Origin of the sequence: Actinobacillus vicugnae (genome assembly GCF_901687125.1) — a bacterium.
GTDB lineage: Bacteria > Pseudomonadota > Gammaproteobacteria > Enterobacterales > Pasteurellaceae > Actinobacillus > Actinobacillus vicugnae.
The window spans coordinates 40,696-67,535 of sequence record NZ_CABFJY010000050.1 but is presented as its reverse complement, the minus strand read 5'-3'; the positions used below and the strand labels follow the sequence as shown (position 1 = coordinate 67,535).

24 protein-coding genes and 1 pseudogene are annotated in these 26,840 nt (G+C 36.7%); 20 read left to right on the top strand and 5 right to left on the bottom strand.

Annotated features, from left to right (window positions below):
• Nucleotides 1–43: 43 nt before the first annotated feature.
• From secB to lysM, 4 genes are all read right to left on the bottom strand, one after another.
• Complete coding sequence (gene secB / locus F8M47_RS11915) at nt 44–544, bottom strand: protein-export chaperone SecB (protein ID WP_150540297.1); 501 nt, start codon at nt 542–544, stop codon at nt 44–46.
• A gap of 13 nt (nt 545–557) precedes the next feature.
• Nucleotides 558–1,007 carry a rhodanese-like domain-containing protein gene (locus F8M47_RS11910; RefSeq protein ID WP_150540296.1) on the bottom strand — a complete coding sequence of 150 codons (450 nt, stop codon included), beginning with the start codon at nt 1,005–1,007 and terminating at the stop codon, nt 558–560.
• Nucleotides 1,008–1,139: 132 nt separating this feature from the next.
• A complete protein-coding gene (gene tig / locus F8M47_RS11905) occupies nt 1,140–2,441 on the bottom strand; it encodes a trigger factor (RefSeq protein ID WP_150540295.1) in 1,302 nt (433 codons plus the stop codon).
• 175 nt (nt 2,442–2,616) lie between these two features.
• Nucleotides 2,617–3,060 (bottom strand): peptidoglycan-binding protein LysM, encoded by a 444-nt coding sequence (lysM, locus tag F8M47_RS11900; RefSeq protein ID WP_150540294.1) that lies wholly within the window; start codon nt 3,058–3,060, stop codon nt 2,617–2,619.
• 123 nt (nt 3,061–3,183) lie between these two features.
• Here lysM and F8M47_RS11895 point away from each other — a divergent pair, with 123 nt between their 5' ends.
• From F8M47_RS11895 to F8M47_RS11870, 7 genes and pseudogenes are all read left to right on the top strand, one after another.
• Nucleotides 3,184–3,636 (top strand): DIP1984 family protein, encoded by a 453-nt coding sequence (locus F8M47_RS11895; RefSeq protein ID WP_150540293.1) that lies wholly within the window; start codon nt 3,184–3,186, stop codon nt 3,634–3,636.
• A 323-nt stretch (nt 3,637–3,959) separates the two neighbouring features.
• On the top strand, nt 3,960–4,397 hold the full coding sequence (locus tag F8M47_RS11890; protein ID WP_150540292.1) for a DNA polymerase III subunit chi: 438 nt from the start codon (nt 3,960–3,962) through the stop codon (nt 4,395–4,397).
• A gap of 1 nt (nt 4,398) precedes the next feature.
• Nucleotides 4,399–4,824, top strand: a complete 426-nt coding sequence (locus tag F8M47_RS11885; protein WP_150540291.1) for a GNAT family N-acetyltransferase — start codon at nt 4,399–4,401, stop codon at nt 4,822–4,824.
• A 25-nt stretch (nt 4,825–4,849) separates the two neighbouring features.
• A complete protein-coding gene (locus F8M47_RS11880) occupies nt 4,850–5,320 on the top strand; it encodes a hypothetical protein (protein ID WP_244298130.1) in 471 nt (156 codons plus the stop codon).
• A gap of 442 nt (nt 5,321–5,762) precedes the next feature.
• Entirely contained in the window at nt 5,763–5,939 is a 177-nt protein-coding gene (locus F8M47_RS12115; protein ID WP_167509624.1) for a hypothetical protein, read from the top strand.
• Nucleotides 5,929–6,461: pseudogene (locus tag F8M47_RS11875) on the top strand (ATPase). Before F8M47_RS12115 ends, F8M47_RS11875 begins: the two are co-directional and overlap by 11 nt.
• Nucleotides 6,462–6,676: 215 nt before the next feature.
• The gene (locus tag F8M47_RS11870) at nt 6,677–9,559 is read left to right on the top strand and encodes a valine--tRNA ligase (RefSeq protein WP_150540289.1); all 2,883 of its coding nucleotides are present in this window, start codon (nt 6,677–6,679) and stop codon (nt 9,557–9,559) included.
• Between the two features lie 419 nt (nt 9,560–9,978).
• Here F8M47_RS11870 and erpA read toward each other — a convergent pair whose 3' ends face one another.
• Nucleotides 9,979–10,320, bottom strand: a complete 342-nt coding sequence (gene erpA, locus F8M47_RS11865) for an iron-sulfur cluster insertion protein ErpA (protein ID WP_150540288.1) — start codon at nt 10,318–10,320, stop codon at nt 9,979–9,981.
• A gap of 222 nt (nt 10,321–10,542) precedes the next feature.
• On the opposite strand from erpA, the gene F8M47_RS11860 reads away from it, so the two are divergent.
• From F8M47_RS11860 to rpoD, 13 genes are all read left to right on the top strand, one after another.
• Nucleotides 10,543–13,413: a CDP-glycerol glycerophosphotransferase family protein gene (locus tag F8M47_RS11860; protein WP_150540287.1), complete on the top strand. Its 2,871-nt coding sequence runs from the start codon at nt 10,543–10,545 to the stop codon at nt 13,411–13,413.
• 63 nt (nt 13,414–13,476) lie between these two features.
• Complete coding sequence (locus F8M47_RS11855) at nt 13,477–14,268, top strand: ABC transporter permease (protein WP_150540286.1); 792 nt, start codon at nt 13,477–13,479, stop codon at nt 14,266–14,268.
• Nucleotides 14,269–14,270: 2 nt separating this feature from the next.
• The gene (locus F8M47_RS11850; RefSeq protein ID WP_150540285.1) at nt 14,271–15,002 is read left to right on the top strand and encodes an ABC transporter ATP-binding protein; all 732 of its coding nucleotides are present in this window, start codon (nt 14,271–14,273) and stop codon (nt 15,000–15,002) included.
• A gap of 10 nt (nt 15,003–15,012) precedes the next feature.
• A complete protein-coding gene (locus F8M47_RS11845; protein WP_150540284.1) occupies nt 15,013–16,083 on the top strand; it encodes a glycosyltransferase family 2 protein in 1,071 nt (356 codons plus the stop codon).
• A 1-nt stretch (nt 16,084) separates the two neighbouring features.
• On the top strand, nt 16,085–17,233 hold the full coding sequence (gene glf, locus F8M47_RS11840) for a UDP-galactopyranose mutase (protein ID WP_150540283.1): 1,149 nt from the start codon (nt 16,085–16,087) through the stop codon (nt 17,231–17,233).
• A 62-nt stretch (nt 17,234–17,295) separates the two neighbouring features.
• A complete protein-coding gene (locus F8M47_RS11835; protein WP_150540282.1) occupies nt 17,296–18,216 on the top strand; it encodes a glycosyltransferase family 2 protein in 921 nt (306 codons plus the stop codon).
• A 4-nt stretch (nt 18,217–18,220) separates the two neighbouring features.
• Complete coding sequence (locus F8M47_RS11830) at nt 18,221–18,994, top strand: DUF4422 domain-containing protein (protein WP_150540281.1); 774 nt, start codon at nt 18,221–18,223, stop codon at nt 18,992–18,994.
• Between the two features lie 5 nt (nt 18,995–18,999).
• Entirely contained in the window at nt 19,000–20,418 is a 1,419-nt protein-coding gene (wbaP, locus tag F8M47_RS11825) for an undecaprenyl-phosphate galactose phosphotransferase WbaP (protein WP_150540280.1), read from the top strand.
• Between the two features lie 80 nt (nt 20,419–20,498).
• Nucleotides 20,499–21,572 (top strand): dTDP-glucose 4,6-dehydratase, encoded by a 1,074-nt coding sequence (gene rfbB / locus F8M47_RS11820; protein WP_150540279.1) that lies wholly within the window; start codon nt 20,499–20,501, stop codon nt 21,570–21,572.
• On the top strand, nt 21,569–22,441 hold the full coding sequence (gene rfbA, locus F8M47_RS11815) for a glucose-1-phosphate thymidylyltransferase RfbA (protein ID WP_150540278.1): 873 nt from the start codon (nt 21,569–21,571) through the stop codon (nt 22,439–22,441). Before rfbB ends, rfbA begins: the two co-directional genes overlap by 4 nt.
• Before the next feature lie 192 nt (nt 22,442–22,633).
• Nucleotides 22,634–22,849 (top strand): 30S ribosomal protein S21, encoded by a 216-nt coding sequence (gene rpsU / locus F8M47_RS11810; protein WP_005598703.1) that lies wholly within the window; start codon nt 22,634–22,636, stop codon nt 22,847–22,849.
• Between the two features lie 166 nt (nt 22,850–23,015).
• Nucleotides 23,016–24,758 carry a DNA primase gene (gene dnaG / locus F8M47_RS11805; protein WP_150540277.1) on the top strand — a complete coding sequence of 581 codons (1,743 nt, stop codon included), beginning with the start codon at nt 23,016–23,018 and terminating at the stop codon, nt 24,756–24,758.
• 104 nt (nt 24,759–24,862) lie between these two features.
• Nucleotides 24,863–26,716 (top strand): RNA polymerase sigma factor RpoD, encoded by a 1,854-nt coding sequence (rpoD, locus tag F8M47_RS11800; protein WP_150540276.1) that lies wholly within the window; start codon nt 24,863–24,865, stop codon nt 26,714–26,716.
• Nucleotides 26,717–26,840 lie beyond the last annotated feature (124 nt).

Sequence of the window (26,840 nt, the reverse complement as noted above, 5' to 3'; positions counted from 1 at the left end):
AGAAAAAGGTATGCAATATTGCATACCTTTTAGCAAAGAGGGATTAGTTTACCGCTGGCGCAGCCGCGTTTTGTTCTGCTTCTTGGCGTTGTAAGTAGTCCATAAACAGAGCATCAAAGTTTACTGGCGATAAATTTAATGCTGGGAATGTACCACGGTTTACTAAGCTTGCGATTAACTCACGTGCATACGGATAAAGCACATTCGGGCATTGTGATGCTAAGCAGTGTGCTAATTGAATGCCTTCTAAACCTTTGATCGTAAATACACCCGCTTGTTTTACTTCACAAATAAATGCTGTGTCGCCACTGTCTTCTAAGGTTGTTGAAACATTAATATGTAACACAACTTCATAAAGATCTTCATCTAATTGTCTTGTTTCTGTATCAAGCTCGAAGCCTAATTGAGGTTTCCACTCTTGGTGGAAAATTGTTGGTAAATTTGGTGCTTCAAACGAAACGTCTTTGATATAAATACGTTGAATTTGAAGTTCAAATGGAGTTTGCTGTTCTTCTTGAGCCGCAACTTGATTTTCTTCAGCCATAATATTTCCTTAATTATTTGTGTTTTTTAACAGTTGGAAGATTTGCCGAACGCCAGCCTAAAATGCCTTCTTTTAGCACATATACTTTATTAAAGCCTTGTTTCGCAAGTAAATCCGCACTAGAACCTGCAGAGAAACCATTACTATCTACTAAGATCACTGGGCGATCTTTATATTTTTCGATTGGGTGAACATTATTTGCCTTGATTTCGCTTGGCAGAATATGGTGGCTATCTACGATATGACCCGCACGGAATTCATCTTCTGAACGTAAATCGAGGAATACCCCTTCTTCTTTGTTCACAAGTTGTGTTGCTTGTGCGTGTTCAATGGTTTTGAATTTGCTGGTTGCACTCTTATAAAAGTTGAACAGTACAGCAACAAAGACAGCAATCCATGCAAAGACAAGAATTGGATGAGAGCTTATAAATTGTTGGAGTTGTTGAGTAAAGGTTAAATCCATGACGTCATTCTCTTTTGGTTAAAATAAAAGCGGTCATTTTTAGATAAAATTTTGCAAATTTTTCCCAAAAATCAACCGCTTATCATATGCTAATTAAAAGCTCTCCAGGCAGGAGAGCTTTAGAATTGAGAATTAGCCTTGCGCTTGTTGAGCCATTACTTCATCAAAAGAGGTTGCTTTTTCAGTTACTTTCGCTTTTGCAAGTACTGCTTCAACCGCTTGTTCTTCTAATACCACATTACGGATATTTTCAGTTAATTGACGGTTTTTCGCATAGTGAGCAACAACTTCTGCTGGTTGTTCGTAAGCTGAAGCGATTTCTGCAATCGTTTCTTCAACACGTTGTTCATCCACTTTTAATTCGTTAGTACCGATTACTGTTGAAAGTAATAAACCTACTTGAACACGACGTTTTGCATCCGCTTCAAATAATTCAGCTGGTAATTGTGCAGCCATTTCTGGTTTACCACCGAAACGCTGTACGGCTTGACGACGTAATACATCTACTTCTTCTGCAACTGCTGCTGCTGGTACTTCGATTTCGTTTTGTGCGATTAAACCGTTAATTACTTGGTTTTTCACACGTGCAGTTACTGCGTTTTTAAGTTCACGTTGCATATTTTTCTTAATTTCTGCACGTAACTCTTCAACTGTTTTTGCTGAACCGAATTTTTTTACAAACTCTTCTGTTAATTCAGGAAGAACGATGTTTTCTACTTTCTTAAGTGTAATAGCGAATTTAGCTGCTTTACCTTTTAAGTTTTCAGCGTGGTATTCTGCTGGGAAAGTAACATCGATATCGAATTGTTCGCCCGCTTTGTGACCCACGATACCTTCTTCAAAACCAGGGATCATACGACCTTGACCCATTGCTAAAGTGAAGTCTGTAGCTTTACCACCTTCAAATTCTTCACCATCAACAGAACCAACGAAATCAATCACAACACGATCTTCTGCTTTTGCCGCATCTTGAGATTCAGCCCAAGTTGCTTGTTGTTTGCGTAATACATCGATCATTTTGTCTAAATCAGCTTCTGTAATTTCTACTACTGGTTTTTCAACTTCAATGTTTTCTAAGCCTTTTAATTCAACTTCTGGGAATACTTCGAATGTTGCTGTGAAGCTAAATTCTTGACCTGGTTGATAGTTGTTTGGCGTGAATGTTGGACGACCTGCAAGGTTGATTTTCTCTGCGATTACCGCATCAAAGAAAGCACGTTGCATTTCATCAGATAATACATCTTGGCGAGCCGCTAAACCGAAACGTTGTTCGATAATTGCGTGTGGCACTTTACCTTTACGGAAGCCATCTACACGAGCATTTTTCGCATAGCCTTTTAATTGTTCTTTATAAGCCGCTTCAATTTTGTCTGCAGCTACAGTAATTGTTACGCGGCGTTGTAAGCCTTCTAAAGTTTCAATAGAAATTGACATTCTTAAACCTCAAGTTGTGGGTATATAAAAGATACAGAAATAGACGCACATTGTAACGTTATGTCAATGGACTGTCGAGGGATAATCAAAATTTGATCCGAGAATAATAAAAAAATCAGCAATCTTTGCCATACAAGCGGTCAAATTTTGCTGATTTTTTGCAAATTAGAAAAAATTATAAGCCTTTTGGAATACGAATTTTTTGACCAGGGAAGATTTTGTTCTCATCTTTGATCACTTCTTTATTCGCATCCACGATTGCTTTATATTTTGCTCCGTTGCCGTAGGCTTTGGTTGCGATGGCCCATAAAGTATCACCTTTTTGGATCACATAAAACTCATCATCGCCTGCTAGCGCTTCGCCGTTAGCAATTTGAACACCATCGATTTTCACTTCTGAAATACCTTCAATGTTGCCTGCCATTAACACGGCTTTCTCAACTGCAGCTGCTGTTGCTGCTACACCACTTAAATTTGCTACACCGTTTTCTACGGTTACTTGTACATTTTCAACGCCTGGATTGTCCTCGTTTAAATGTTCTGTTACCGCTTGTGATGCCTCTTCTTCTTTATTGAAAAGTTTTTTGCCGATATTTGCTGCAAAATCAAATAACCCCATGGTAAAGTCCTCTAAAGTTAGGTTTAAGGGAAGCTATATTCTACATCATAATCTGATGATTGAAATAGCCGAATTGTTGCGTTAGAGTAATAAAACGAATATTAGTTCAATCAGGAAAAAAGTATGAAATTAGCTGAAGCTTTAATTGAACGTGCGGATCTTCAACGTCGTATAGCACAATTAACACAACGTTTAACACAAAATGCGCAATACCAAGAAGGCGAGGTACCCGCAGAAGATCCTAACGAACTTCTTATAGATTATTTTCAAACATCAGCAACATTAGAACAATTGGTTATTGCTATTAATGGCGCGAATAACCGCATTATATTAGCAGATGGAATGCCAATGCTCGTTGCTTTAGCAAAACGCGAAAGCCTCAAAGCGCAACATTCCATGTTGATCTCATTAGCGAATGCTGCAACACCAACACATGACCGTTATAGTCGTAGCGAAATTAAAATGATGGCAGCATTAGAAGTTAAACAAATCCGTAAACAAGCGGACAATATTGCACAACAACACCGATTACTGGATATGCAAATTCAGCAAGCGAATTGGTTAAATGAGCTATAAAAAGTATTAGTGAGATATTTAACACAAAGCGAATACTAACCTCGCTTCAGGTCAAAGAGCAAAATACAATGGCGAAACGATGGGCAGTTTCATTTAATTGAACAGGGTAGCCCCGTACAAGTCATCGTGTATTTATATTGCGTACATTGTACAACCAAGTATTGATTGTGATAAATATAGGGTGGGTTAGGGGAACTATTTTTTTATAAGCTACATTTTTCTTAAAAAGTCATAAAAAAGCACCGCTTACATTTCAAATCTTCCTCATTTTCAGCTAGAATTACTCGTTTTGTATTTTAGATGAGTTTGGGCGGAGCGATTTAGTGAAACAAGTTAAATTTTATTTACTCAGTAAAACTTCTTCTGCGGAATTAAGTGCCGCTGAAGCGATGGCTTGTGAATTAAGTGCACAGGCTTGGAAACTGGGTAAACGTGTCTTAATCGCCTGTGAAACTGAGCAACAAGCCCTTAATATTGACGATGCATTATGGGCAAGAGAGCCAGATTCATTCGTACCGCACAACCTTTCGGGCGAAGTTACCCAATACGCAACTCCAATCGAAATTTCATGGAAAGGTAAACGCAATGCTCAACGCCGAGATTTGCTAATTTCCCTACAAACGGAACTACCTGATTTTATCAACAGTTTTAACCAAATCATTGATTTTGTCCCCATTGATGAAGCAGAAAAAGCCCAAGCTCGTGAGCGTTACAAACAATATCGCCAACTCGGTTGGCAACTCGAAACGGAGCAAGCCTAGTATGTGGCAAGTAAAATCATTTGAGCAACTTTCCGTTTTTGAGCTTTTTGAAATTTATAAATTACGAGTGGCTGTTTTTGTTGTTGAGCAAAATTGCCCCTATCAAGAAGTGGATGATTTAGACTTAACCGCAATACATCTATTTGCAAAAAAAGCAGAAAAATTAACCGCTTATGCACGTATCATGCCTAGCGAAAATTACACCAAAATTGGTAGAGTAATTGTTTCTTGTGACGCAAGAGGTAATGGCTTAGCCCGAAAATTAATGCAACAAGCGGTCGAAATTGCTAAACGTTTTGCAAAACCGATTGGAATTCAGGCCCAATCTTCCCTAATATCGTTTTATCAATCGTTAGGATTTCAAGCCTGTTCAGAAATTTATTTAGAAGATGGCATACCACATTTGGATATGGTATTGGCTCATTAAATATTTATGGATGGAAGCATAGATCATGGATAATCTTTACTACCTCGTTCCAATCATTTTACTCTTAAGTGCGGCGTATTATGTATATCGCCAAATTGATAGAGAAATGATGTATTTTCGTTTTAGTTGTGAAAATATTTTTGATATTGATTATTACGAATACGTAAATAACTACAAATTTTTCAACTTTTTTAACGAACAATTAAGTGAACATCTAAGATTATACGTACAAGATCGCTTTCATGCGCTACGCATTCCATATAAAGATCTACAACTTAGCGCACAGGTTGAATTTGATAAAATAACCATCACTTGCTATTTAGAAGCCAACCGAAATAAACACGATTACATTCAAGAAGAAATTATTCGCACGGTAAATTTAGAAGACGAAATCAAAAAATTTCACGCCTTCTACGAAAAAGCAAGAGATCCTGAATTCCAACACGTATTCAGACTAAAAGAATGCTATAAAACCGCTCCAAATAAAGCACTTTAGTTTGGGGCGACAAGCGGTTAAATTTTCGCAAAAATTTTGCGAATTAAACGCTATCGGAAAATATAAAGTATTTTCTCCGTAATTTACTTCTGCCAAATCTCGCCTACCCCTCTTTGCTAAAGAGGGTATGAGATCGAAGAAAATTAAAATTCATCACAAAATTTGGTATTTTATTATTTAAGAACTTCGATCTTATATTTTCGACTAAACTATCTCCCTCTTTAGCAAAGAGGGGTAGGCGAGATTTGGCAGAAATGAAAACGGAGTGAGAGATCAAAGAACCACAGAATCGCTCACTCAGCCTAAAGCTGATCGTAACCACATACGGTTTGCCGTGCGTGGATTACAAGCGGTCAAATTTCCGCAAAAATTTAAAAATCAAACGTTAGCGCTCGTCTTTGACGAGTGCTGTGATTTTAGCTAGAAATTTTGGAGATAGCCAATGACCAAAATTGAACAAATCGCAGAACAACAACGCCAACTGCACATTCAATTTAAAGCGTGGATGGACGATAAGAAAACCCGTGAAGTGCTGACATTCCAACGTCCGAATGGGGATATTGTTGATCATTATCCAGACGGAACGGAAGTGGTGGTTAAGTATGCCAATGCAAAATAATCTAGCGATTTTCTATTGCGGAACAATGGGGCAGGCAAAACCACCTTACGTGGATCTAATAAAGATACCGTGCAAATTGTGATTGATTCTGATCATATCGCAATGCAAATTAACCCCGAAAATCCACGCTTGGTAGATAGCCAAGCGGGCAGAAAAGCGATTGAATTATTTAAATTTGCAATAGAGCATCAAATTTCGTTTTCAATGGAATCCACTCTATCAGGCAATTCCGTTTTGCAACGGATGAAAAAAGCGAAAGAAAATGGCTTTTTTATCCGCTTAAATTATATTGGTGTAAATGATCCTGATATTAACGTTAAACGTGTAAAAGCTAGGGTAGCAAGTGGCGGACATTTTATTGAAGAAGCCACAATCCGCAATCGCTACGATAATTCAGCCGAAGCCCCAAACTTGGTTTTTCATCTGAGTGAAAACGAATTAACCCAATGGGTTGATAAATTGCTGACGTGGTGTGAAGAATTGAAAAATTCATTGGAAATTCTAAATCCAGTGATTGCCTAGCACGGTAGAGCCTTGACTCTGTTAAGCATAATTCAGCCCCTTTGGGGCTGGAAGTTAGAAAGAAGAGCTACAGAGTAGCTCATTTAGCCGAAGGCTGATCGTAACCGCGTACGGCTCGCCGTGCGTGGGCTATAAGCGGTTAAATTTCCGCAAAAATTTGCAAAATTTAAATGGTTTAAATGTAATAAATAAATTTTTAATAAAAGAGTAAAACAATGACCCAAAACCTCCAAATGGCAGACCGTTTTGACGCGTCTGCAGTAGAACAAGCACTTTATAAACACTGGGAAGAACAAGGCTATTTTAAGCCGACTGAAAACCCTAATGTTCCGAGTTACTGCATCGCAATTCCACCACCGAATGTAACGGGTTCATTGCATATGGGGCACGCATTCCAGCAAACCTTAATGGATACCCTTATCCGTTTTAACCGAATGGAAGGCAATAATACCCTGTGGCAAACGGGGACTGACCACGCGGGTATCGCAACCCAAATGGTGGTAGAGCGTAAAATCGCCGCCGAAGAAGGCAAAACTCGCCACGATTATGGGCGTGAAGCCTTTATCAACAAAATCTGGGACTGGAAAGCCTATTCAGGCGGTACAATTGGGCAGCAAATGCGTCGTTTAGGGAACTCAATCGACTGGGATCGTGAGCGTTTCACCATGGACGAAGGCTTATCGAATGCGGTGAAAGAGGTGTTCGTTCGCCTACACGAAGAAGGCTTGATTTACCGTGGTAAACGCCTTGTAAACTGGGATCCAAAACTGCACACCGCTATTTCTGATTTAGAAGTGGAAAACAAAGAGAGCAAAGGCTCGCTTTGGCATTTCCGCTATCCGTTAGCGAACGGAGCGAAAACCGCAGATGGCAAAGATTATTTAGTTGTCGCAACCACACGTCCTGAGACAATGCTAGGCGATACCGCAGTGGCGGTTCACCCAGAAGATGAACGCTATCAATCATTGATTGGTAAAACGGTAATTCTACCGCTTGCCAACCGTGAAATCCCAATTATCGCTGATGATTATGTAGATCGTGAATTTGGTACGGGTGTGGTGAAAATTACCCCTGCCCACGATTTCAACGACTATGAAGTGGGTAAACGCCATTCATTGCCAATGGTAAACGTGATGACCTTAAATGCCGATATTCGTGCGGAAGCAGAAATTATCGGTTCAGACGGCAAACCGCTTACCACTTACGAAGCGAAAATCCCAGCAGATTATCAAGGTTTAGAACGTTTTACAGCTCGTAAGAAAATCGTAGCGGATTTTGAAGCCTTAGGTTTATTAGAAGAGATCAAACCGCACGATCTGAAAGTGCCTTACGGCGACCGTGGTGGCGTGCCGATTGAGCCAATGCTCACCGACCAATGGTATGTTTCCGTGAAACCATTGGCGGAAGTGGCAACCAAAGCGGTGGAAGATGGCGAAATCCAATTCGTGCCAAAACAGTATGAAAACCTCTATTTCTCTTGGATGCGTGATATTCAAGATTGGTGTATTTCTCGCCAATTATGGTGGGGACACCGTATTCCTGCGTGGTATGACGAAGCAGGCAATGTGTATGTAGCTCGCAATGAAGAAGAAGTGCGTCAAAAACACAATTTACCAGCGGATCTTGCCCTCCGCCAAGATGAAGATGTGCTAGACACTTGGTTCTCATCAGGTTTATGGACATTCTCAACCTTAGGTTGGACAGGCGATAAAGTGAAAGACGCTGAAAATAAAATGCTCCAAATGTTCCATCCAACCGATGTGTTGATCACTGGTTTCGACATCATTTTCTTCTGGGTGGCTCGTATGATTATGTTCACGATGCACTTTATCAAAGATGAAAATGGCAAACCGCAAGTGCCGTTCAAAACTGTGTACGTTACGGGTTTGATCCGTGATGAGCAAGGGCAAAAAATGTCGAAATCGAAAGGGAACGTACTTGATCCAATCGATATGATCGACGGTATCTCCCTTGAAGATCTGCTTGAAAAACGCACGGGCAATATGATGCAACCGCAACTGGCGGAGAAAATCGCCAAAGCAACTCGTAAAGAGTTCGCTGATGGTATTGCTGCACATGGTACAGATGCACTGCGTTTCACCCTTGCCGCTCTTGCCTCAAACGGTCGCGACATCAACTGGGATATGAAACGCTTGGAAGGCTACCGTAACTTCTGCAATAAATTGTGGAATGCGAGCCGTTTCGTACTCACTAACGACAAGTTAGATCTTTCTGCGGGCGATGTGGAATACAGCTTAGCGGATCGTTGGATCGAATCGAAATTCAATCGTACTGTGGGTGAATTCCGTGACGCACTCAGCCAATACCGTTTCGACTTAGCAGCAAATGCGATCTACGATTTCACCTGGAACGAATTCTGTGACTGGTATTTAGAGCTAACCAAACCTGTGTTCGCAAACGGCACAGAGGCCCAAAAACGTGGTACAAGCCAAACGCTTGTGCGTGTGTTAGAAAAATTATTGCGTTTAGCACACCCAATTATGCCATTTATCACTGAAGAAATTTGGCAAAAAGTGAAAAGCTTTGCGGGCATTGAGGCGGAAACTATTATGCTCCAACCGTTCCCGAAAGTGGTTGAAAGCGAGTTAGATGAAGTGGCTGAAGTGCAAATCGGCTGGATTAAAGAACTGATTATTGCGGTGCGTAACATTCGTGCGGAAAGCAATATTCCACCAAGCAAAGGTTTGGATTTCTTGATTCGCAACGTGTCAGCGGAAAATTGCAAAATTTTAGCGGAAAACGACCGCTTGTTAAAAGCAATGGCGAAACTCGACAGCGTGAAAGTGCTTGAAGCAAACGACGAAGCGCCCCTTTCGGTGGCGAAATTAGTCGGCAACGTGGAAGTACTGATTCCAATGGCAGGCTTTATCAATAAAGATGCTGAACTTGCTCGATTAACCAAAGAAGTTGAGAAAATGCGTGGCGAAATCACCCGTATCGAAAACAAACTCAGCAACGAAGCTTTCGTGGCAAAAGCCCCAGAAGCGGTTATCGCTAAAGAGCGTGAAAAAATGCAAGAGTACCAAAATGGTTTAGAGAAATTACAAGGGCAATATAAAGCGATTGAGGCTTTATAAAATACAAAAATGCGGTCAATATTGACCGCATTTTTTTGATAGTTGTTAGATAGTTTAGAATAGTTTGAAATAGTTTAACTGTGCTAGGTCGTTAAAATGTTCAAAAATAAATCAAAAAACTATAGCAATTTTCTGAATGTGGCAGGCGATGAGCTTTTTACTTCTCAAGAAAACTATGCAAAATCTATCGTTCATGCGTTAAATAATGTTACGCACGCCTTTCTATTAACGGATTATTTCAATTTTCAATCCTGATAAAAATTATGGTAAATGTGATTTTTTATTGCGTAATTGTAAGTTTGTTAAAATAAAAAGAGCTGAATCTGATAGTTTTCGGATTCAGCTCTTGTTTTAAGTTTTAAGGGGTTTAGATTAGGAAAGAAAATCCCGATCAAGCGGTCATTTTTATCAAAAATTTTTCAAATGCTAAATGACGAGCCACAACCACAGGTCGAACTCGCATTTGGGTTAGTGACCACAAAACGGGAGCCATCTAAACCTTCGGTATAATCGACAGTCCCACCAATTAAGTACTGCAGACTCATTGGATCAACCACTAATCCCACATTTTGATTTTCAATGGTTAAATCACCGTCATTGATTTGATCATCAAAGGTGAAACCATACTGGAAACCACTGCAACCCCCCCCCGTAATATATACACGTAAGCGAAGATTCGGGTTGTCTTCGCCCTCAATTAAACTCTTAACTTTCTTCGCCGCTGCATCGGTAAAGATAAGAGGGACTTGAATATCGTTCATTTTTCTTCTCACACCAAACGCTAATTAAGCTTTCATTATGTACTAAGATTGCGTGTTGGGCAAGGGGTAGGCGAGAAATCTAAGAAGTGTAGATTGAATAGATTTTGTCAAAATAATAGAATTTTAGTATAATTCAAATGGGTATATGGCATTACTTTAATGCAGAGTATATAGTGAATAGAGGTAACCTATTTAAAATAAATTATTATATTGGTCAAAGTCATGAAAAATTTTAAGGGAAAACTGAAAAAAGCACTTAATGACCCTATTTGGGCATTTAAACGTTCTATATCTTTAACAAAAGAATATTATCACTCTCAAAATCTAAAATATAGAAAATATATACCGTTGAAGTATGAGGGAAAATTTAAATATACAGTTGTATCCGCTGTTTATAATGTTGAAAAATATTTAGATGAATATTTTGAAAGTTTAGTTAATCAAACATTAAATTTTGAAAAACATATTTATCTTATTTTAGTAGATGATGGTTCTAGTGATTCGTCTGCTCAAATCATCCAGAAATGGCAAGCAAAATATCCAAATAATATCACTTATTTATATAAAGAAAATGGAGGTATTTCATCGGCTAGAAATTTTGGCATGAAGCATGTTCAAACTGAATGGGTGACATTTATTGATTCCGATGATTTTGTTTCGCCGAATTATTTCCAACGAGTTGATGAAGAATTGTCTAAAGACCATTCTTTGGAAATGGTTGTTGGAAACTTATACTATTATCATGACAAAACTAAGGTGGCTTCTGATACTCATCCTCTTAAGTATCGATTTAAAGATAATGTAACAAAAATTTCTGTTACCGATATGGATAACTATATTAATTTATTTGTTACAGTTACTTTTTTTAAAACACAACACTTAAAAAATTCAGGTATTGAATTTGATTCTAAAATTAAACCACATTTTGAAGATGGTAAATATTTAGCTGATTATCTCTTATATGTATATAAAGGAAAAATTGCATATATCAAAAATGCTATTTTTTATTATCGTAAACGTGGGGACGGTAATTCAACAATTGATACAGCATGGTTGAAGAAAGAGAAATTTTTTGATCTTCTAAAATATGGATATTTAGCACTATTAAATGAGCATAAAGCAAAGCTAGGGTTTATTCCTAAAAATATTCAATGGACTGTTTTAATGGATTTATCTTGGCACATTAAAGAATTATACAATAACCCAGGAAGAATGGACTTAGCAAAGCTAAGCGAAGAAGAAAGAGAACGATATTTTTCTTTAATGAAAGAATGCTTCTCATTTATTGATAGTCAGCATATTAAAGCATTTAATATGATCGGTATATGGGAAATGCATCGCACAGGTATTTTAGGATTAAAAGGAGAAAAACCTGATTCTTATACGGCTTTTATTGAAAATATTGATATTGCTAAAAAGCAAATTCTAGTTTGCTATTTTACTGCGCAAGACATTTTAATCCAATTTAACTTAAATGGCTCTGATACGATTCCACAGTTTGTAAAATCTAAAATGAATACCGTTGGATATATGCCATTTGTTGTAGAAAAGCGTTGCTGGGTTCCTTATAAAGATGAATCTGAGATACTTTCAGTTAATATTGATAATAAATTAGCAAATTTATCGATATGGAATAAACATTATAAGCAAATCTCAATTGGTGATATTCTGAAAAAATTTCATCAACCAAGTAAAAAATATGCTTCTGATGATAGTTGGATTCTTATTGATCGAGATGTTCAAGCCGATGATAATGCGGAGCATTTATATCGTTATATAAAAGATAAACATCCAGAACAAAAATGTTATTTTGCATTAAATAGAAATTCTCATGACTGGGATAGATTATCTAGAGATAACTTTAATTTATTAGAGTTTGGTTCTGATGACTTTGAAAAACATTTAAGAAAAGCATCTAAAATTATTAGTAGTCATTTTGATTCATACATTCAAAATTATTTCCAAGATGAATACGACCATTCTAAGAAGTTTGTATTTTTACAGCATGGTGTAACTAAAGATGACATGTCAAATATATTACTTTATAAAAGAAATATGCTGTGTATGCTTACATCTACATTAGCAGAGTATGAATCTATTATCCGCGAAGGAAGTGGGTATCAAATAGGTAAAAAAGAAACTGTTTTAACAGGATTTCCTAGACATGACTTCTTATTGAAATCAAAGATTCCAGAGCATAAACAAATCCTAATTATGCCAACTTGGCGACATTACATTGTTGGAGAAGCTAAAGAAAATAGTAATACTCGAGAAATAAATCCTCTATTTATGGAGACTGACTATGCCAAATATTGGTCTAGTTTAATAAAAAGTGAGAGATTAGCTGAGTTAAGCCAGAGATATGGTTATAAAATTGTATTTGCTCCTCATAAAAATATTGAACCATATTTGCAACAATTTAATATTCCAGAATATATTAATATTTGGAGTGCAAGTGAATCAAAAATCAGCATTCAGCAATTATTTCAAAATTCTCAATTAATGATTACTGACTATTCTTCAGTTGCTTTTGAAATGGGCTTCTTAGGAAAAATGGTTTTATATTATCATTTTGATCAAGACAAGATTTTTTCAGGGAATCATATTGCTCAAAAAGGATATTTTTCTTATGAACTTGATGGATTTGGCCCTGTAGCAACTACAGAAATGGATTTATTAGATAACCTTGAGCAATTGCTTTTAAATAATGGTAAAGCAACTGAACCTTATTTATCCCGAATGGAGCAGACTTTTCCATTCAGAGATGGAAATAATTGCGAAAGAGTTTGGCAGGCAATTAAAAATCTTGATGTTTATGATGATAGTATTGATCTAGATATTTTAGAACAATATACTAACTTGGCTTACACTAACAAAGCATGGAGTTTATTTAATGAACGTTCCAATAAATTGCTAGAGTTAGGGAACCAAAGACAAAAGCAATTTGTTATTGAAAAAAAATTAAATGCTTTACATGAGCAATTGAAGGATTTAATAAATAATTGTGGTATTAATAAATCTTGCTTAAATTCTATGGATATTAATGAACAGCAAAGAAAATTATTTAGTTTATTAAATGAAGTAGTTGGTTAGGCATCTAGAATAAAAGGACTATTTTCAGTCCTTTTATTTTTAAGTATTTATAAAGTATATATTATGGTTAATGATTTAATAGGAAAGCTACGTAGATTTTATGCGTTTGATGAGTTGTTAAAACAACTTATATTTAGAGATATAAAGTTAAAATACAGAAGAAGTTATTTAGGCTATTTATGGAGTATATTAAATCCATTAATGCTTATGATTGTACAGATTATAGTATTTTCAAATGTATTTAAATTTGATACACCTAATTTCCCTTTATACTTAATTTCAGGTCAAATTATTTTTAACTTTATGGTTGAAGCGACGAATAATGCAGTATGGTCAATTAGAGGAAATGCATCTCTTATAAAGAAAACCTATGTTCCTAAATATATATTTACTATTTCTAAGGTTGGGAGCTCTTTAGTTAATTTAGTATTTTCTTTAGGGGCTTTAATATTAGTTATGGTCGTTACAGATGCTAAATTTTCTTTAAGTTTGTTATTTTTTCCTATTATATTATTGCAATTGTTTATTTTTGTATTAGGAATTAGTTTATTCTTGGCTGCATCTACCGTATTTTTCCGAGATATTCAGTATTTATGGGGAGTGTTTATTTCTATGTGGATGTACTTAACACCTCTATTTTATCCTGTAAATATTATTCCTGAGAAATATCAATCTATTTATAAAGGGGTTAACCCTATGTATTGGTATATTGAGCAATTCAGAGATATTGTGCTATATGCAAAATTTCCTTCCGTGCAAGCTATTGGTTTGGGAACAATTTTTGCTTTATTAGCACTTATTATTGGAGCTTGGTATTTTAATAAAAAACAAGATGAATTTATTTTATATATATAATTATGGAAAAAGATACGGTTATTAAAGTTAAAAATGCAACGGTTCGCTTCAATAAAGCCACGGAAGATTATAATGGCTTAAAAGAGTACTTCATAAAAATGCTTAAAGGTCAGTTGATGTTTCAAGAATTTCTTGCTCTTAAGGACGTCAATTTGGAGGTTAAGAGAGGAGAGTCTTGGGGATTAATTGGAACGAATGGCTCGGGAAAATCAACATTACTTAAACTGATCTGCGGTATTCTTAAACCTTACAAAGGAAGTGTTGAAGTTAAAGGAAATATTGCTCCATTGATTGAATTAGGTGCAGGTTTTGATGGTGAACTAACTGCCCGTGAAAATATTTATTTGAATGGTGCGTTATTAGGGCATAAGAAGGCATTCATGGATCAACATTTTGATGAAATCATTGAGTTCGCTGAATTACAGGATTTCGTAGATGTGCCATTAAAGAACTTTTCTTCAGGAATGTCAGCTCGTTTAGGGTTTGCTGTAGCAACTATTGTTAAACCTGAAATTCTTATTGTTGATGAGGTTTTGGCTGTAGGTGATGCTGCTTTTCAGGAAAAATGTAAGAAAAGAATGGAGCAGATGTTATCTGGAGGTACAACTCTTTTATTTGTGTCTCATTCTATTCATCAAGTTAGAGAACTTTGCCAAAAAGTAATTTGGATTGATAAAGGTGTTGTCAAAGCTAGTGGTAATGCAGATGAAGTCATCCCATTATATGCTAAGTAAGGAAATATAAATGTCAAAACCTATTTTAGTTAGTATTGTTATTGTTGCATACAATGTTGTTGAATATTTGTCCCAAGCAATTGAATCAGTTATTTCACAATGGGACGAATATTGTGAACTAATCATTGTTAATGATGGTGCTACAGATGGGGCTTATTCTTTATTAGAAGAATATAAGGCTAAAATTGCTTCGGATAGATTTGTTGTTATTCACAAAGCAAATGGAGGGGTTTCCGATGCAAGAAATGTGGGAGTGTCATTTGCAAGGGGAGAATATATAGCATTTCTAGATGGAGATGATTTTTTGGTCCCTGAACGTTTGAAATTAATAAAAAATGTATTATTAGAAAATAAGCCTGATTGCTTGGTTGTTAACTTTAATTATTATACTGACCAAAATATAGAATTTAATCCTATTCAGAGCGTATTTCCAGAGAGAAAACTTCTCAAAAATTCATCTGATAGAAGTGATTTTTTAGTATCTGTATATAGAGATGCACAGCTTTATCCTTGGAAATATATACTTAATAAAGATATTTTAATTAAATATCAATATCCTGTTGGAAAAACCTATGAGGATGTTGCATGTTTACCTCTTCAATTGCTAGAGTGTGAGTCTTTATATTATTTGCCATTAGATTTCATACAATATCGTCAACGCTCAGGAAGTATAATGAGAGTGAAAAGTGAGAGAAATATTCTTAGCTTATCATCTTCTTTATTGGGTGTAACAGATGAAATTTTAAAGAAATATAATAATAAAGTTCCAAAATCTTTATCTATTGAACATTCCGTTTTTAATCTGTATATATTTACTTGGGCATGTGGTGATTCATTGTCAAATAAAGATTTGAATATTAGAGAATTATATGATGAATATAAAAATAATTTTAATTACTCTAATTTAGAACCTTTTTCAGTATTAAAAAATGCAATGAATAGAGATAAGAAAAATTGGCGTAAATTTTTTATGTTCTATAATATTCCAGGATCTTTTTATCTTGCACATTACTTACGTCATAATTTTAACAAAACGTATAAGATTTTAAATAAAATTCGTGAATTAGTGTATAAAACATAATATGAAATTTCTCCTAGTTGGCGCTGGCTTTTCGAATGCAGTTATTGCGCGTGAGCTTGCAGAGCAAGGTTATCAAGTAACCGTGATTGATCAGCGTGGCCATGTGGCGGGAAACTGTCACTCGGAGCGTGATGCTGATACCAATGTAATGGTGCACGTTTATGGCCCACATATTTTCCATACCGATAATGAGCGTGTATGGAATTATGTGAATCAGTTTGGTGAATGGATGCCATTTGTTAATCGTGTAAAAACAATTAGCCAAGGTGCGGTTTATTCGTTGCCAATTAACTTGCATACGATTAACCAATTCTTTGGTAAAACTTGTTCACCAAGTGAAGCTAAGGCGTTGATTGAAAGCCAAGCGGATATGTCAATTACCGATCCGCAAACCTTTGAAGAGCAAGCAATGCGTTTTGTAGGGAGTGATTTATATAAAGTATTCTTTTATGGTTACACCAAAAAGCAATGGGGCGTAGAGCCAAAAGAGTTGCCTGCAAGTATTTTAAAACGTTTACCTGTACGTTTTAATTATGACGATAACTACTTTGCGCATAAATTCCAAGGCATGCCGAAAGAGGGTTATAGTGTGATTGTGGAAAATATCCTTAATCATCAGAATATAGCGGTCAAATTAAATACAAAATTTGCAAAAGAGATGACGGCAGAATTTGATCATATTTTTTGGTCTGGGCCGCTTGATGCTTATTTTGATTTTGAACTTGGTCGTTTAGGTTATCGTACATTGGATTTTGAAGCATTTCGTGCTGAAGGAGATTTCCAAGGTAATGCGGTTATCAATTACGGTGATGAAGAAGTGCCATACACGCGCATTTCAGAACATAAACATTTTGCACCTTGGGAAAATCACGAAAAAACGATCTGTTATCGTGAATTTAGTCGTTTATGTGAAGCGGATGATATTCCTTACTATCCGATTCGCCTAGTTAAAGATAAAGCGCTTTTACAACAATACGTTGAAAAAGCAAATAACGAAACGAATGTGACTTTCGTTGGGCGCTTGGGAACATATCGTTATTTAGATATGGATGTGACCATTAAAGAAGCTTTAGACGCAGCGGATGAAATTAAACAAGCATTAGCAAATAGTCAGAATTTGAAGCCATTTTATGTCAATATGGATGTGTAAAATGCTTTAAAAAATAGACCGCTTGTAATAATCATTATAAGCGGTTTTTATTAGAGGTTGGGATGTCAGGAAAAAACATTTGTGCCGTTGTAGTTACCTACAACCGAAAAGAGTTACTGTTGGAGTGTTTACAAGCGCTTCAAAATCAAAGTTATCCGCTTACTCATATTGTTGTGGTAAATAATGCCAGTACAGATGGGACAGTGGATTTTTTGCGTGCTAAAGGTTGGTTAGATAGTGACTCATTTACTTTATTAACCCTTGAGGGAAATCAAGGCGGTGCAGGTGGTTTCTATGCAGGAATTGAGTTTGCTTATCAGCGTAATTTTGATTATATCTGGTTAATGGATGATGATGGGCGACCTGCGGAAAATTGTTTAGCTGAATTAATCCCGTATGCTAATGACAATAATTATATTGGTCCTTTAGTTTTAAATAATAAAAATCCAGCAGAACTTACTTTTACTTTACGTTTACCAAAGAGTAAAACAGTATTAACTAATTTATCTGATGTAGACAATGTAGTAAGAGATAATATTATTCCTGATATTGTTATGCCATTTAATGGTATCTTATTTTCAAAAAAGATGGTGGAAAAAATGGGATTACCTAAATCTGATTATTTTATTTGGGGTGATGATATGGAATATACTTGGCGAGCAAATAAATCAGGGTTCAAAATATTTACTGTAACATCTTCTAAATTTTACCATCCAAAAGAGGTCACTTTAGGTACTCCAATGTTCTTTAACTTATTAAAGTTTAATAATACGGAATCTAAATTAAAGCTATATTGTATGTGTCGCAATAATATCCGTAATCTTCTTGATTATAAAGGGACATTAATTGCCACACTATTTTGTATTAAAGTGTGTTGGTTCTTTTTATTTACCAAGCCGAATATGCAAAAATTAAAAATTGGCATAAGAGGTATTTGGCATGGTTTAACTAAGAATTTTTCTCACCATAGAGAATACTTATAAATATATGAGCAAGCTTAAGATCCTAATTGCTACGCACAAGCAGTATGAATTTCCAACGGAGAGTTATTATGTGCCAATCCATGTTGGAAAAATATTTAATAAACAGCCATTAGCTATCCAAGGTGATGATTCTGGCGATAATATTTCACTGAAAAATGGCTCATTTTGTGAATTAACCGCGTTATATTGGGCTTGGAAAAATAATGCTTTTCCAGATAGTGATTATATTGGGTTAGTGCATTATCGGCGCTATTTTAGTGGTAAGCAGTTGAGTCTTAAAGGTAAGGGGATTGCATCAGAATCTGAATTGCTTACTTACCTACAACAATATGATGTTATTGTTGCTAAGAAAAGAAATTATTATATTGAGACGATTTACGAACATTATAAAAATGCTCACTATGTTAAGGATTTAGATTTAGCAAAACAGATTATTCAGCAAGATTTTCCTGAGTATATCACTGCTTTTGAACAGGTAATTTCAGGAAAGACACTGCATTTATTTAATATGTTTGTGTTAAATAGAAAACTTTTTTCTGAATATTGTGAATGGTTGTTTTCCATATTATTTAAGTTAGAAAAATATATTGATATTACAAACTATGATAATTATCAGAAGCGTGTTTTTGGATTTATTGCAGAGCGCTTATTTAATGTTTGGGTCATTCATCATCATTTGCATATAAAAGAAATTAATGTGGTTTCACTAGAAGGTGAAAACTTATTTAAAAAAGCATTTGGTTTATTAAAAAGAAAATTTTTGAAGAATAGAAGGTAATTAACATGAAGAAGCAGATGTTATGTAAATACATTCTCGCATTTACTGATTTTTTGCTCTTTTCGCTTTCTTTTCTGCTTTCCGTAGAATTGTTACAGCTGTGGACTGGTGATTTAGATAAATACTTTCCTTATGAGCAAATAGAAGATCGAGTAGTTATCCATTTTTTTCTGGCTGTAGTTTGTGTTACTTGGTTGGGCGTCAGACTAAGGCATTATACATACCGTAAACCCTTTTGGTTTGAATTAAAGGAAGTTGTAAGGACATTAGCAATTCTCGCTGTGATTGAATTGGCTACAATTGCTTTTTCTAAACTTTATTTTTCACGCTATTTATGGGTATTAACTTGGTCGATTGCATTGGTATTAGTGCCATTAGGGCGTATTCTTGTTAAGAATTATTTAATCAAAACTAAGCTATATTTAAAAGACACAATTATTATTGGTGGCGGAAAAAATGCGATAGATGCTTATTATGCATTAATGAGTGAGCCTTATTTAGGATTTAAAGTGAAATATTTTATTGCACTTGCCGCAGATCCTGAACTCGAAAAATTAGGCGTTCCAATCATTAATGAAACTCGCCAAAGCTTATGGGCGTTGGTCACTAAAAAATCAGATCAATTTATTATTGCACTTGAAGATAATGAAAATGATCAGCGTGATAATTGGCTCAGATATTTATCTAAGCAATGTTATCGTTCGGTATCGGTTATCCCTACTTTGCGAGGATTGCCATTATATAGTACCGATATGTCATTCTTATTTAGCTATGAAGTGATTTTGTTGAGGGTAAATAATAATTTAGCTAAACTTTCTTCTCGAGTTTTAAAGCGAGTGATGGATATTGTGGGTTCGCTTTTATTAATTATTTTTACTTCACCTATTTTAATTTGGCTTTATTTTACGATTAAAAAAGATGGTGGTAATGCCATTTATGGGCATTTAAGAATTGGTCAAAATGGTAAATCATTTAAATGTTTAAAATTTCGTTCTATGGTGGTGAATTCAGAGCAAGTATTAAATGATTTACTTGCTTGTAATGATACGGCAAAAGCTGAGTGGGAAAAGGATTTTAAACTTAAAAATGACCCTCGTGTGACCAAGATAGGTGCATTTATTCGTCAAACGAGTTTAGATGAATTGCCACAATTATTTAATGTTTTAGTAGGGCAAATGAGCTTAGTGGGGCCTCGTCCTGTTGTCGCAGATGAACTAGCTTACTATAAAGAGAATTTAGATTATTATCTGATGGCAAAACCTGGTATGACGGGCTTATGGCAAGTAAGCGGTCGTAATGATGTTGATTATGCTACTCGAGTTTATTTTGACTCTTGGTATGTTAAAAATTGGTCATTGTGGAACGATATTGCGATTCTTTTTAAAACCATTACGGCAGTGCGTAAGCGCGCTGGTGCATATTAAAACTTAAAGCAGAAAGATTTTCTTTCTGCTTTTTTGTTGCTCATATAGAATAGAATATATCTTTAATCGGCGATGTATTTATGAAAACGATCTTTGTTACGGGCGGTGCAGGCTTTATTGGCTCTGCGGTGATTCGCCATATTATTAATCATACCCAAGATATTGTAGTAAACCTAGATAAGCTGACTTACGCAGGCAATCTTGCTTCATTAGAGAGTGTGAGCGATAGTCCACGTTATCATTTTGAGCAAGTCGATATTTGCGATAGCGGTCGAATTTCACAACTTTTTTGCAAATATCAGCCTGATGCGGTTATGCATTTGGCGGCAGAAAGTCATGTGGATCGTTCGATTGATGGACCTTCTGCATTTATCCAAACCAATGTAGTTGGGACTTATACTTTGTTGGAAGCAGCACGTAATTACTGGGTGAAGTTATCTTTAGATAAGCAACAAAAATTCCGTTTTCATCATATTTCAACCGATGAAGTTTATGGCGATTTAAATGACACTGCAGCATTATTCACAGAACAGACCGCTTATGCACCAAGTAGCCCTTATTCAGCCTCGAAAGCTGCTAGTGATCATTTAGTAAGAGCTTGGTTGCGTACTTATGGTTTACCAACGATCGTCACAAATTGTTCGAATAATTACGGACCTTACCATTTTCCTGAAAAATTAATTCCGTTAATGATTTTAAATGCGCTGGAAGGAAAGCCGTTACCTGTGTATGGCGATGGGTTACAAATTCGAGATTGGCTATTTGTTGAAGATCATGCACGAGCGCTGTATTGCGTGCTATCTGAAGGCAAAGTCGGTGAAACTTATAATATTGGCGGTCATAATGAGAAAAGCAATATTGACGTTGTGCGTGCAATTTGCCAGCTGTTAGAAGAACTCGTGCCAGAAAAGCCAAAAGCGATCGAAAAATATGAAGATTTAATCACTTATGTTACAGATAGGCCTGGACACGATGCCCGTTATGCGATCGATGCAAGCAAAATTGCAGATGAATTAGGCTGGAAACCGATTGAAACATTTGAATCTGGGTTGCGTAAGACGGTGCAATGGTATTTAACTCATCGAGATTGGTGGCAGGCAATTTTAAACGGGAGCTATAACCGACAGCGGTTAGGCTTGCAGGAGAAAGTATGAAAGGGATTATTTTAGCAGGTGGATCAGGAACCCGTTTATACCCGATTACACGAGGGGTCTCAAAGCAATTACTACCAGTTTATAATAAACCGATGATCTATTATCCCTTGTCTGTATTAATGCTGGCTGGGATCAGAGATATTTTGGTAATTACGACCCCAGAGGATAATGAGAGTTTTAAGCGTTTATTAGGTAATGGCTCTGAGTTTGGCATTCACCTTTCTTATGCGATTCAGCCGAGCCCAGATGGCTTAGCACAAGCATTTTTAATTGCCGAAGAATTTATTGGCACCGACAATGTTTGCCTGATTTTAGGCGATAATATTTTTTATGGTCAGGGCTTTACTCCTACATTACGCAAAGTCGCTCAGCGTAAGCACGGTGCAACGATTTTTGGCTATCAAGTCAAAGATCCCGATCGATTTGGTGTGGTGGAATTTGATCAAAATTACAATGTGTTATCAATTGAAGAAAAGCCTGCTTTTCCTAAATCAGATTGGGCTGTAACGGGCTTATATTTTTACGATAATCGGGTGGTGGACTTTGCCAAAAAAGTGCAACCTTCAGCGCGTGGTGAGTTAGAAATTACTTCAATTAATCAAATGTACTTAGCAGAAGGATCATTAAATATTCAATTACTTGGGCGTGGTTTTGCTTGGTTAGATACAGGCACGCATGACAGCTTACATGAAGCGGCCTCTTTTGTGAAAACGATAGAGCACGTGCAAAATTTACAAGTAGCGTGTTTGGAAGAAATAGCTTGGCGCAATCATTGGTTGAGTTCTGAACAAGTTGAAGCGTTAGCAAAACCAATGTCGAAAAATGAATATGGACAATATTTATTAAGATTAATACAAGCGAGCAAGTGATTTTTAAGATCGTTTTCGGATCCTAAATATATTAAAGTTCAAAAAATAGTACATTTTGAGTTACTTTCTAAGTGAAATTACCCTTTACTTTAAGGGTGGGTTGCGGTAAAATGCGCTACCTTTTCTAGTTCTATGTCGCCAAAAATTGATGTGCGACTTTATTTAAACATATATTTCCTGAGGTGATGGCATATGCCAGTAATTAAAGTTCGTGAAAATGAATCATTTGACGTTGCATTACGTCGTTTCAAACGCTCTTGCGAAAAAGCAGGTTTATTAGCAGAAGTTCGCGCTCGTGAATTCTACGAAAAACCAACTACAATTCGTAAACGTGAAAAAGCATCTTTAGCTAAACGTCACGCTAAACGTAATGCACGTGAAAACGCACGCAACACTCGTTTATACTAATTAGCAATTCGCTACTTAGCTTAATTAACTAAAACCGTGAAACCTTTAGGAATCACGGTTTTAGTGTTTCTAGTGAACCCTCAATATCAATAAGCGGTCGAATTTGCATAAGTTTTTGTAAAATTCGACCTAAATTTAACCGCTTGCGACTAAACAAGGAGAATCAATGAAAGGCAGTATCCCTCGTTCATTTATTGATGATCTTGTTGCACGTACCGACATTGTTGAACTTATCAACAGCCGAGTTAAACTCAAAAAAGCTGGACGAGATTATCAAGCTTGTTGTCCATTTCATCATGAAAAAAGTCCTTCATTTACCGTAAGCCAATCTAAACAGTTCTACCATTGTTTTGGTTGCGGTGCTCACGGTAATGCGATCAGCTTTTTGATGGATTACGATAAATTAGAATTTCCTGAAGCGGTTGAAGAACTGGCGGCGATGCAAGGCTTGGAGGTGCCACGAGAGAATGTGATCTCCCGAGATGGCAAACTACAAGCAAGTTATAAAACCAAACGCAATTTATACGAATTGCTTGAAGCGATTAGCCAGTTTTATCAACAAAATTTAACGCACGATATTCCAAGCCAAACTTACCTGCAAAACCGAGGGCTTTCGCCCGAAATTATTGCACGTTTTGAGATCGGTTTTGCACATAATTCGATGGATTCAGTGCTACGCAAATTTGGTACAAATCGTGATGAAGTGCAAAAATTGTTTGATACGGGGATGATTACCCAAAATGATAGCGGTCGAATTTACGATAAATTTCGCAATCGCATCATGTTCCCAATTCGAGATAAGCGTGGGCGAGTGATTGCATTCGGCGGACGAGTCATGGGGGATGAACGCCCTAAATACCTAAATTCACCTGAATCTGCCACTTACCACAAGGGCAACGAATTATATGGCTTATATCAAGCGCTACAACAGAATGAAAATCCAGCCTCATTAGTGGTGGTGGAAGGCTATATGGATGTAGTGGCGTTGGCGCAATTTGGTGTAGATAATGCGGTTGCCTCACTCGGCACAGCCACAACAGGCGAACAAATTCAACAAATGTTTCGTGTGACGGAGCAAGTTATTTGTTGCTACGACGGTGACCGCGCTGGACGAGAAGCTGCATGGCGAGCCTTTGAAAATGCATTGGCTTACTTACATGACGGACGCCAACTGAAATTTATTTTCTTGCCAGACGGAGAAGATCCAGACAGTTTCGTTCGCAAGCAGGGCAAACAAGGTTTTGAGGCATATTTGCAGAATGCGATGTCATTAAGTGATTTCTTATTTGACTCATTGATTGCACAAGTTGATCTTTCGAGCAAAGAAGGTAAATCAAAATTGGCAGCACTGGCAGTGCCATTGATTAACCGCATTCCTGGTGAAATGTTGCGCGTTTATTTGCGTAATATTCTGGGGCAAAAATTAGGTATTTTAGATCCTGCTCAGCTAGAAGCAATGTTGCCAAGTCGCGCGCAATCGGCTCAAAAATCAATGACTCAAACCTTGCAAATTAAGCGAACACCAATGCGGTTGTTAATTGCACTTTTATTGCAACATCCAGAATTGGTTAAATTTGTGCCTGATATTTCGGCTTTAAAAACCCTACAAGAACCTGGCTTTGAGCTATTACTGCAGTTGGTTGATGTTTGCCAACAAAAAGTGGGAATATCGATGGGGGCGTTATTAGAGCATTGGCGTGATCAACCTGATTATCGAACTCTTGAATTGTTAGCCAATTGGGATCATTTAGTTACGCCTGAAAATATTGAAAGCACTTTTATTGAAACGCTTGATTTTCTCTATGCAAAATTAGTTGAAAAACGCATTGAGGCCTTGATCGCTAAAGATCGAACAGTCGGTTTAGATGCTACAGAAAAACAAGAATTAGTGATGTTAATCGCACAATAATTAATGGGTCATTTTTAAGAAATTTTTTGCAAAACTATCAAGAAAATCGCAATTAATGGTATAATCCAACACTATTTTTGCTCGCACACAAGACGGATACAATTATGGAACAACAATTAGAACAGCAATCTCAATTAGAACTTCTGATTGCCCAAGGGCGTGAACAAGGTTATTTAACCATTTCAGAGGTGCACGACCACTTACCAGAAGAGTTGGTTGATGCGGAGCAGATCGAAGATATTATTCAAATGATCAACGATATGGGGATCAAGGTTTTAGAAACTGCTCCAGATACTGATGAGCTCATGCTCGCCGAAAATATCGCTGATGAAGATATCGTGGAAGAAGCGACAAAAGTACTTTCAACCGTAGAATCTGAACTCGGTAGAACGACTGACCCTGTGCGTATGTATATGCGTGAAATGGGGACAGTGGAACTTCTTACCCGTGAAGGCGAAATTGATATCGCAAAACGTATCGAAGAAGGTATCAATGAAGTGCAATGTGCAGTTGCAGAATACCCAGAAGCATTAACAGAATTAATCGGCTTTTATGCACAAGTCGAAGAAGGCACAATGCGCCTTTCTGACTTAGTGACAGCATTTGTTGATCCAAACGCACAAGAAGAAGCGCCCGTGGAAGACTTAGATACTGAGCTTGACGAGGATGAGGAAGATGTTGCAGATGTTGATGATGAGAGTGAAGATGAAGAAAGCGATAGCAATGCAGACAGCGGTGACGATAACTCTATCGACCCTGAATTAGCGCGTGAGAAATTCTATGCGCTACGTGATCAGCATGAAAAAGCGTTACAAGCGATCCAAAAACATGGTCGTGGTCACAAAAAATCAAGAGACCAAATTCAAGCGCTTTCAGATATTTTCCGTGAATTCCGTTTAGTGCCGAAACAATTTGACTTACTTGTTGAATCAATGCAAAAAATGATGAAACAAGTGCGTGCGGAAGAGCGTCAAATTCAACGTTATGCAGTTGAATATGCGCAAATGAAAAAAGCAGATTTCCTAAAATTATTCCAAGGTCATGAAACTTCGGAAGAATGGATCGAAAAAGCGATCAATGCGAAAAAAGGTGCTGCCCCAAAACTCGCAAATTATGTTGAGCAAATTCGTGTCAATATTTTGAATTTACAACGTATGGAGCAAACCACGGGTTTAACCATTGCTCAAATTCGTGAAATTGGTGGACGTATTGCAAACGGTGAATTAAAAGCTCGTCGTGCGAAAAAAGAGATGGTTGAGGCAAACTTACGTTTAGTTATCTCAATTGCAAAAAAATATACCAATCGTGGCTTACAATTCCTTGATTTAATTCAGGAAGGTAATATTGGTTTGATGAAAGCGGTAGATAAATTTGAATATCGTCGTGGTTATAAATTCTCAACTTATGCTACATGGTGGATTCGTCAGGCAATTACGCGTTCAATCGCAGACCAAGCACGCACCATTCGTATTCCTGTACATATGATTGAAACGATCAACAAACTCAATCGTATTTCTCGTCAATGTTTACAAGAAATGGGACGTGAAGCAACGCCAGAAGAGTTAGCAGAGCGTATGGGAATGCCAGAAGATAAAATTCGCAAAGTATTGAAGATCGCTAAAGAGCCAATCTCAATGGAAACACCAATTGGTGATGATGACGATTCACATTTAGGTGATTTTATTCAAGACGAAAGCCTTGAATTACCATTGGATTCAGCAACTGCAGAAAGCTTGCGTATCGCAACTAATGAGGTGTTAGAAGGCTTAACACCTCGTGAAGCGAAGGTTTTACGGATGCGTTTTGGTATTGATATGAATACTGACCATACTCTGGAAGAAGTGGGTAAGCAATTTGATGTAACGCGTGAGCGTATCCGTCAGATTGAAGCAAAAGCGCTACGCAAACTTCGCCATCCAAGTCGTTCAGAAACATTACGCAGTTTCTTAGACGACTAGTAATGAAGTCAGCAATGCCCAATCCCTTTATGGACTGGGCATTTTTTATATGAAGCTATATAGCCTTACTTTTTATAGCATTTCATTATAGAATGACTACTTTTTATAACATTAAGGATTTACT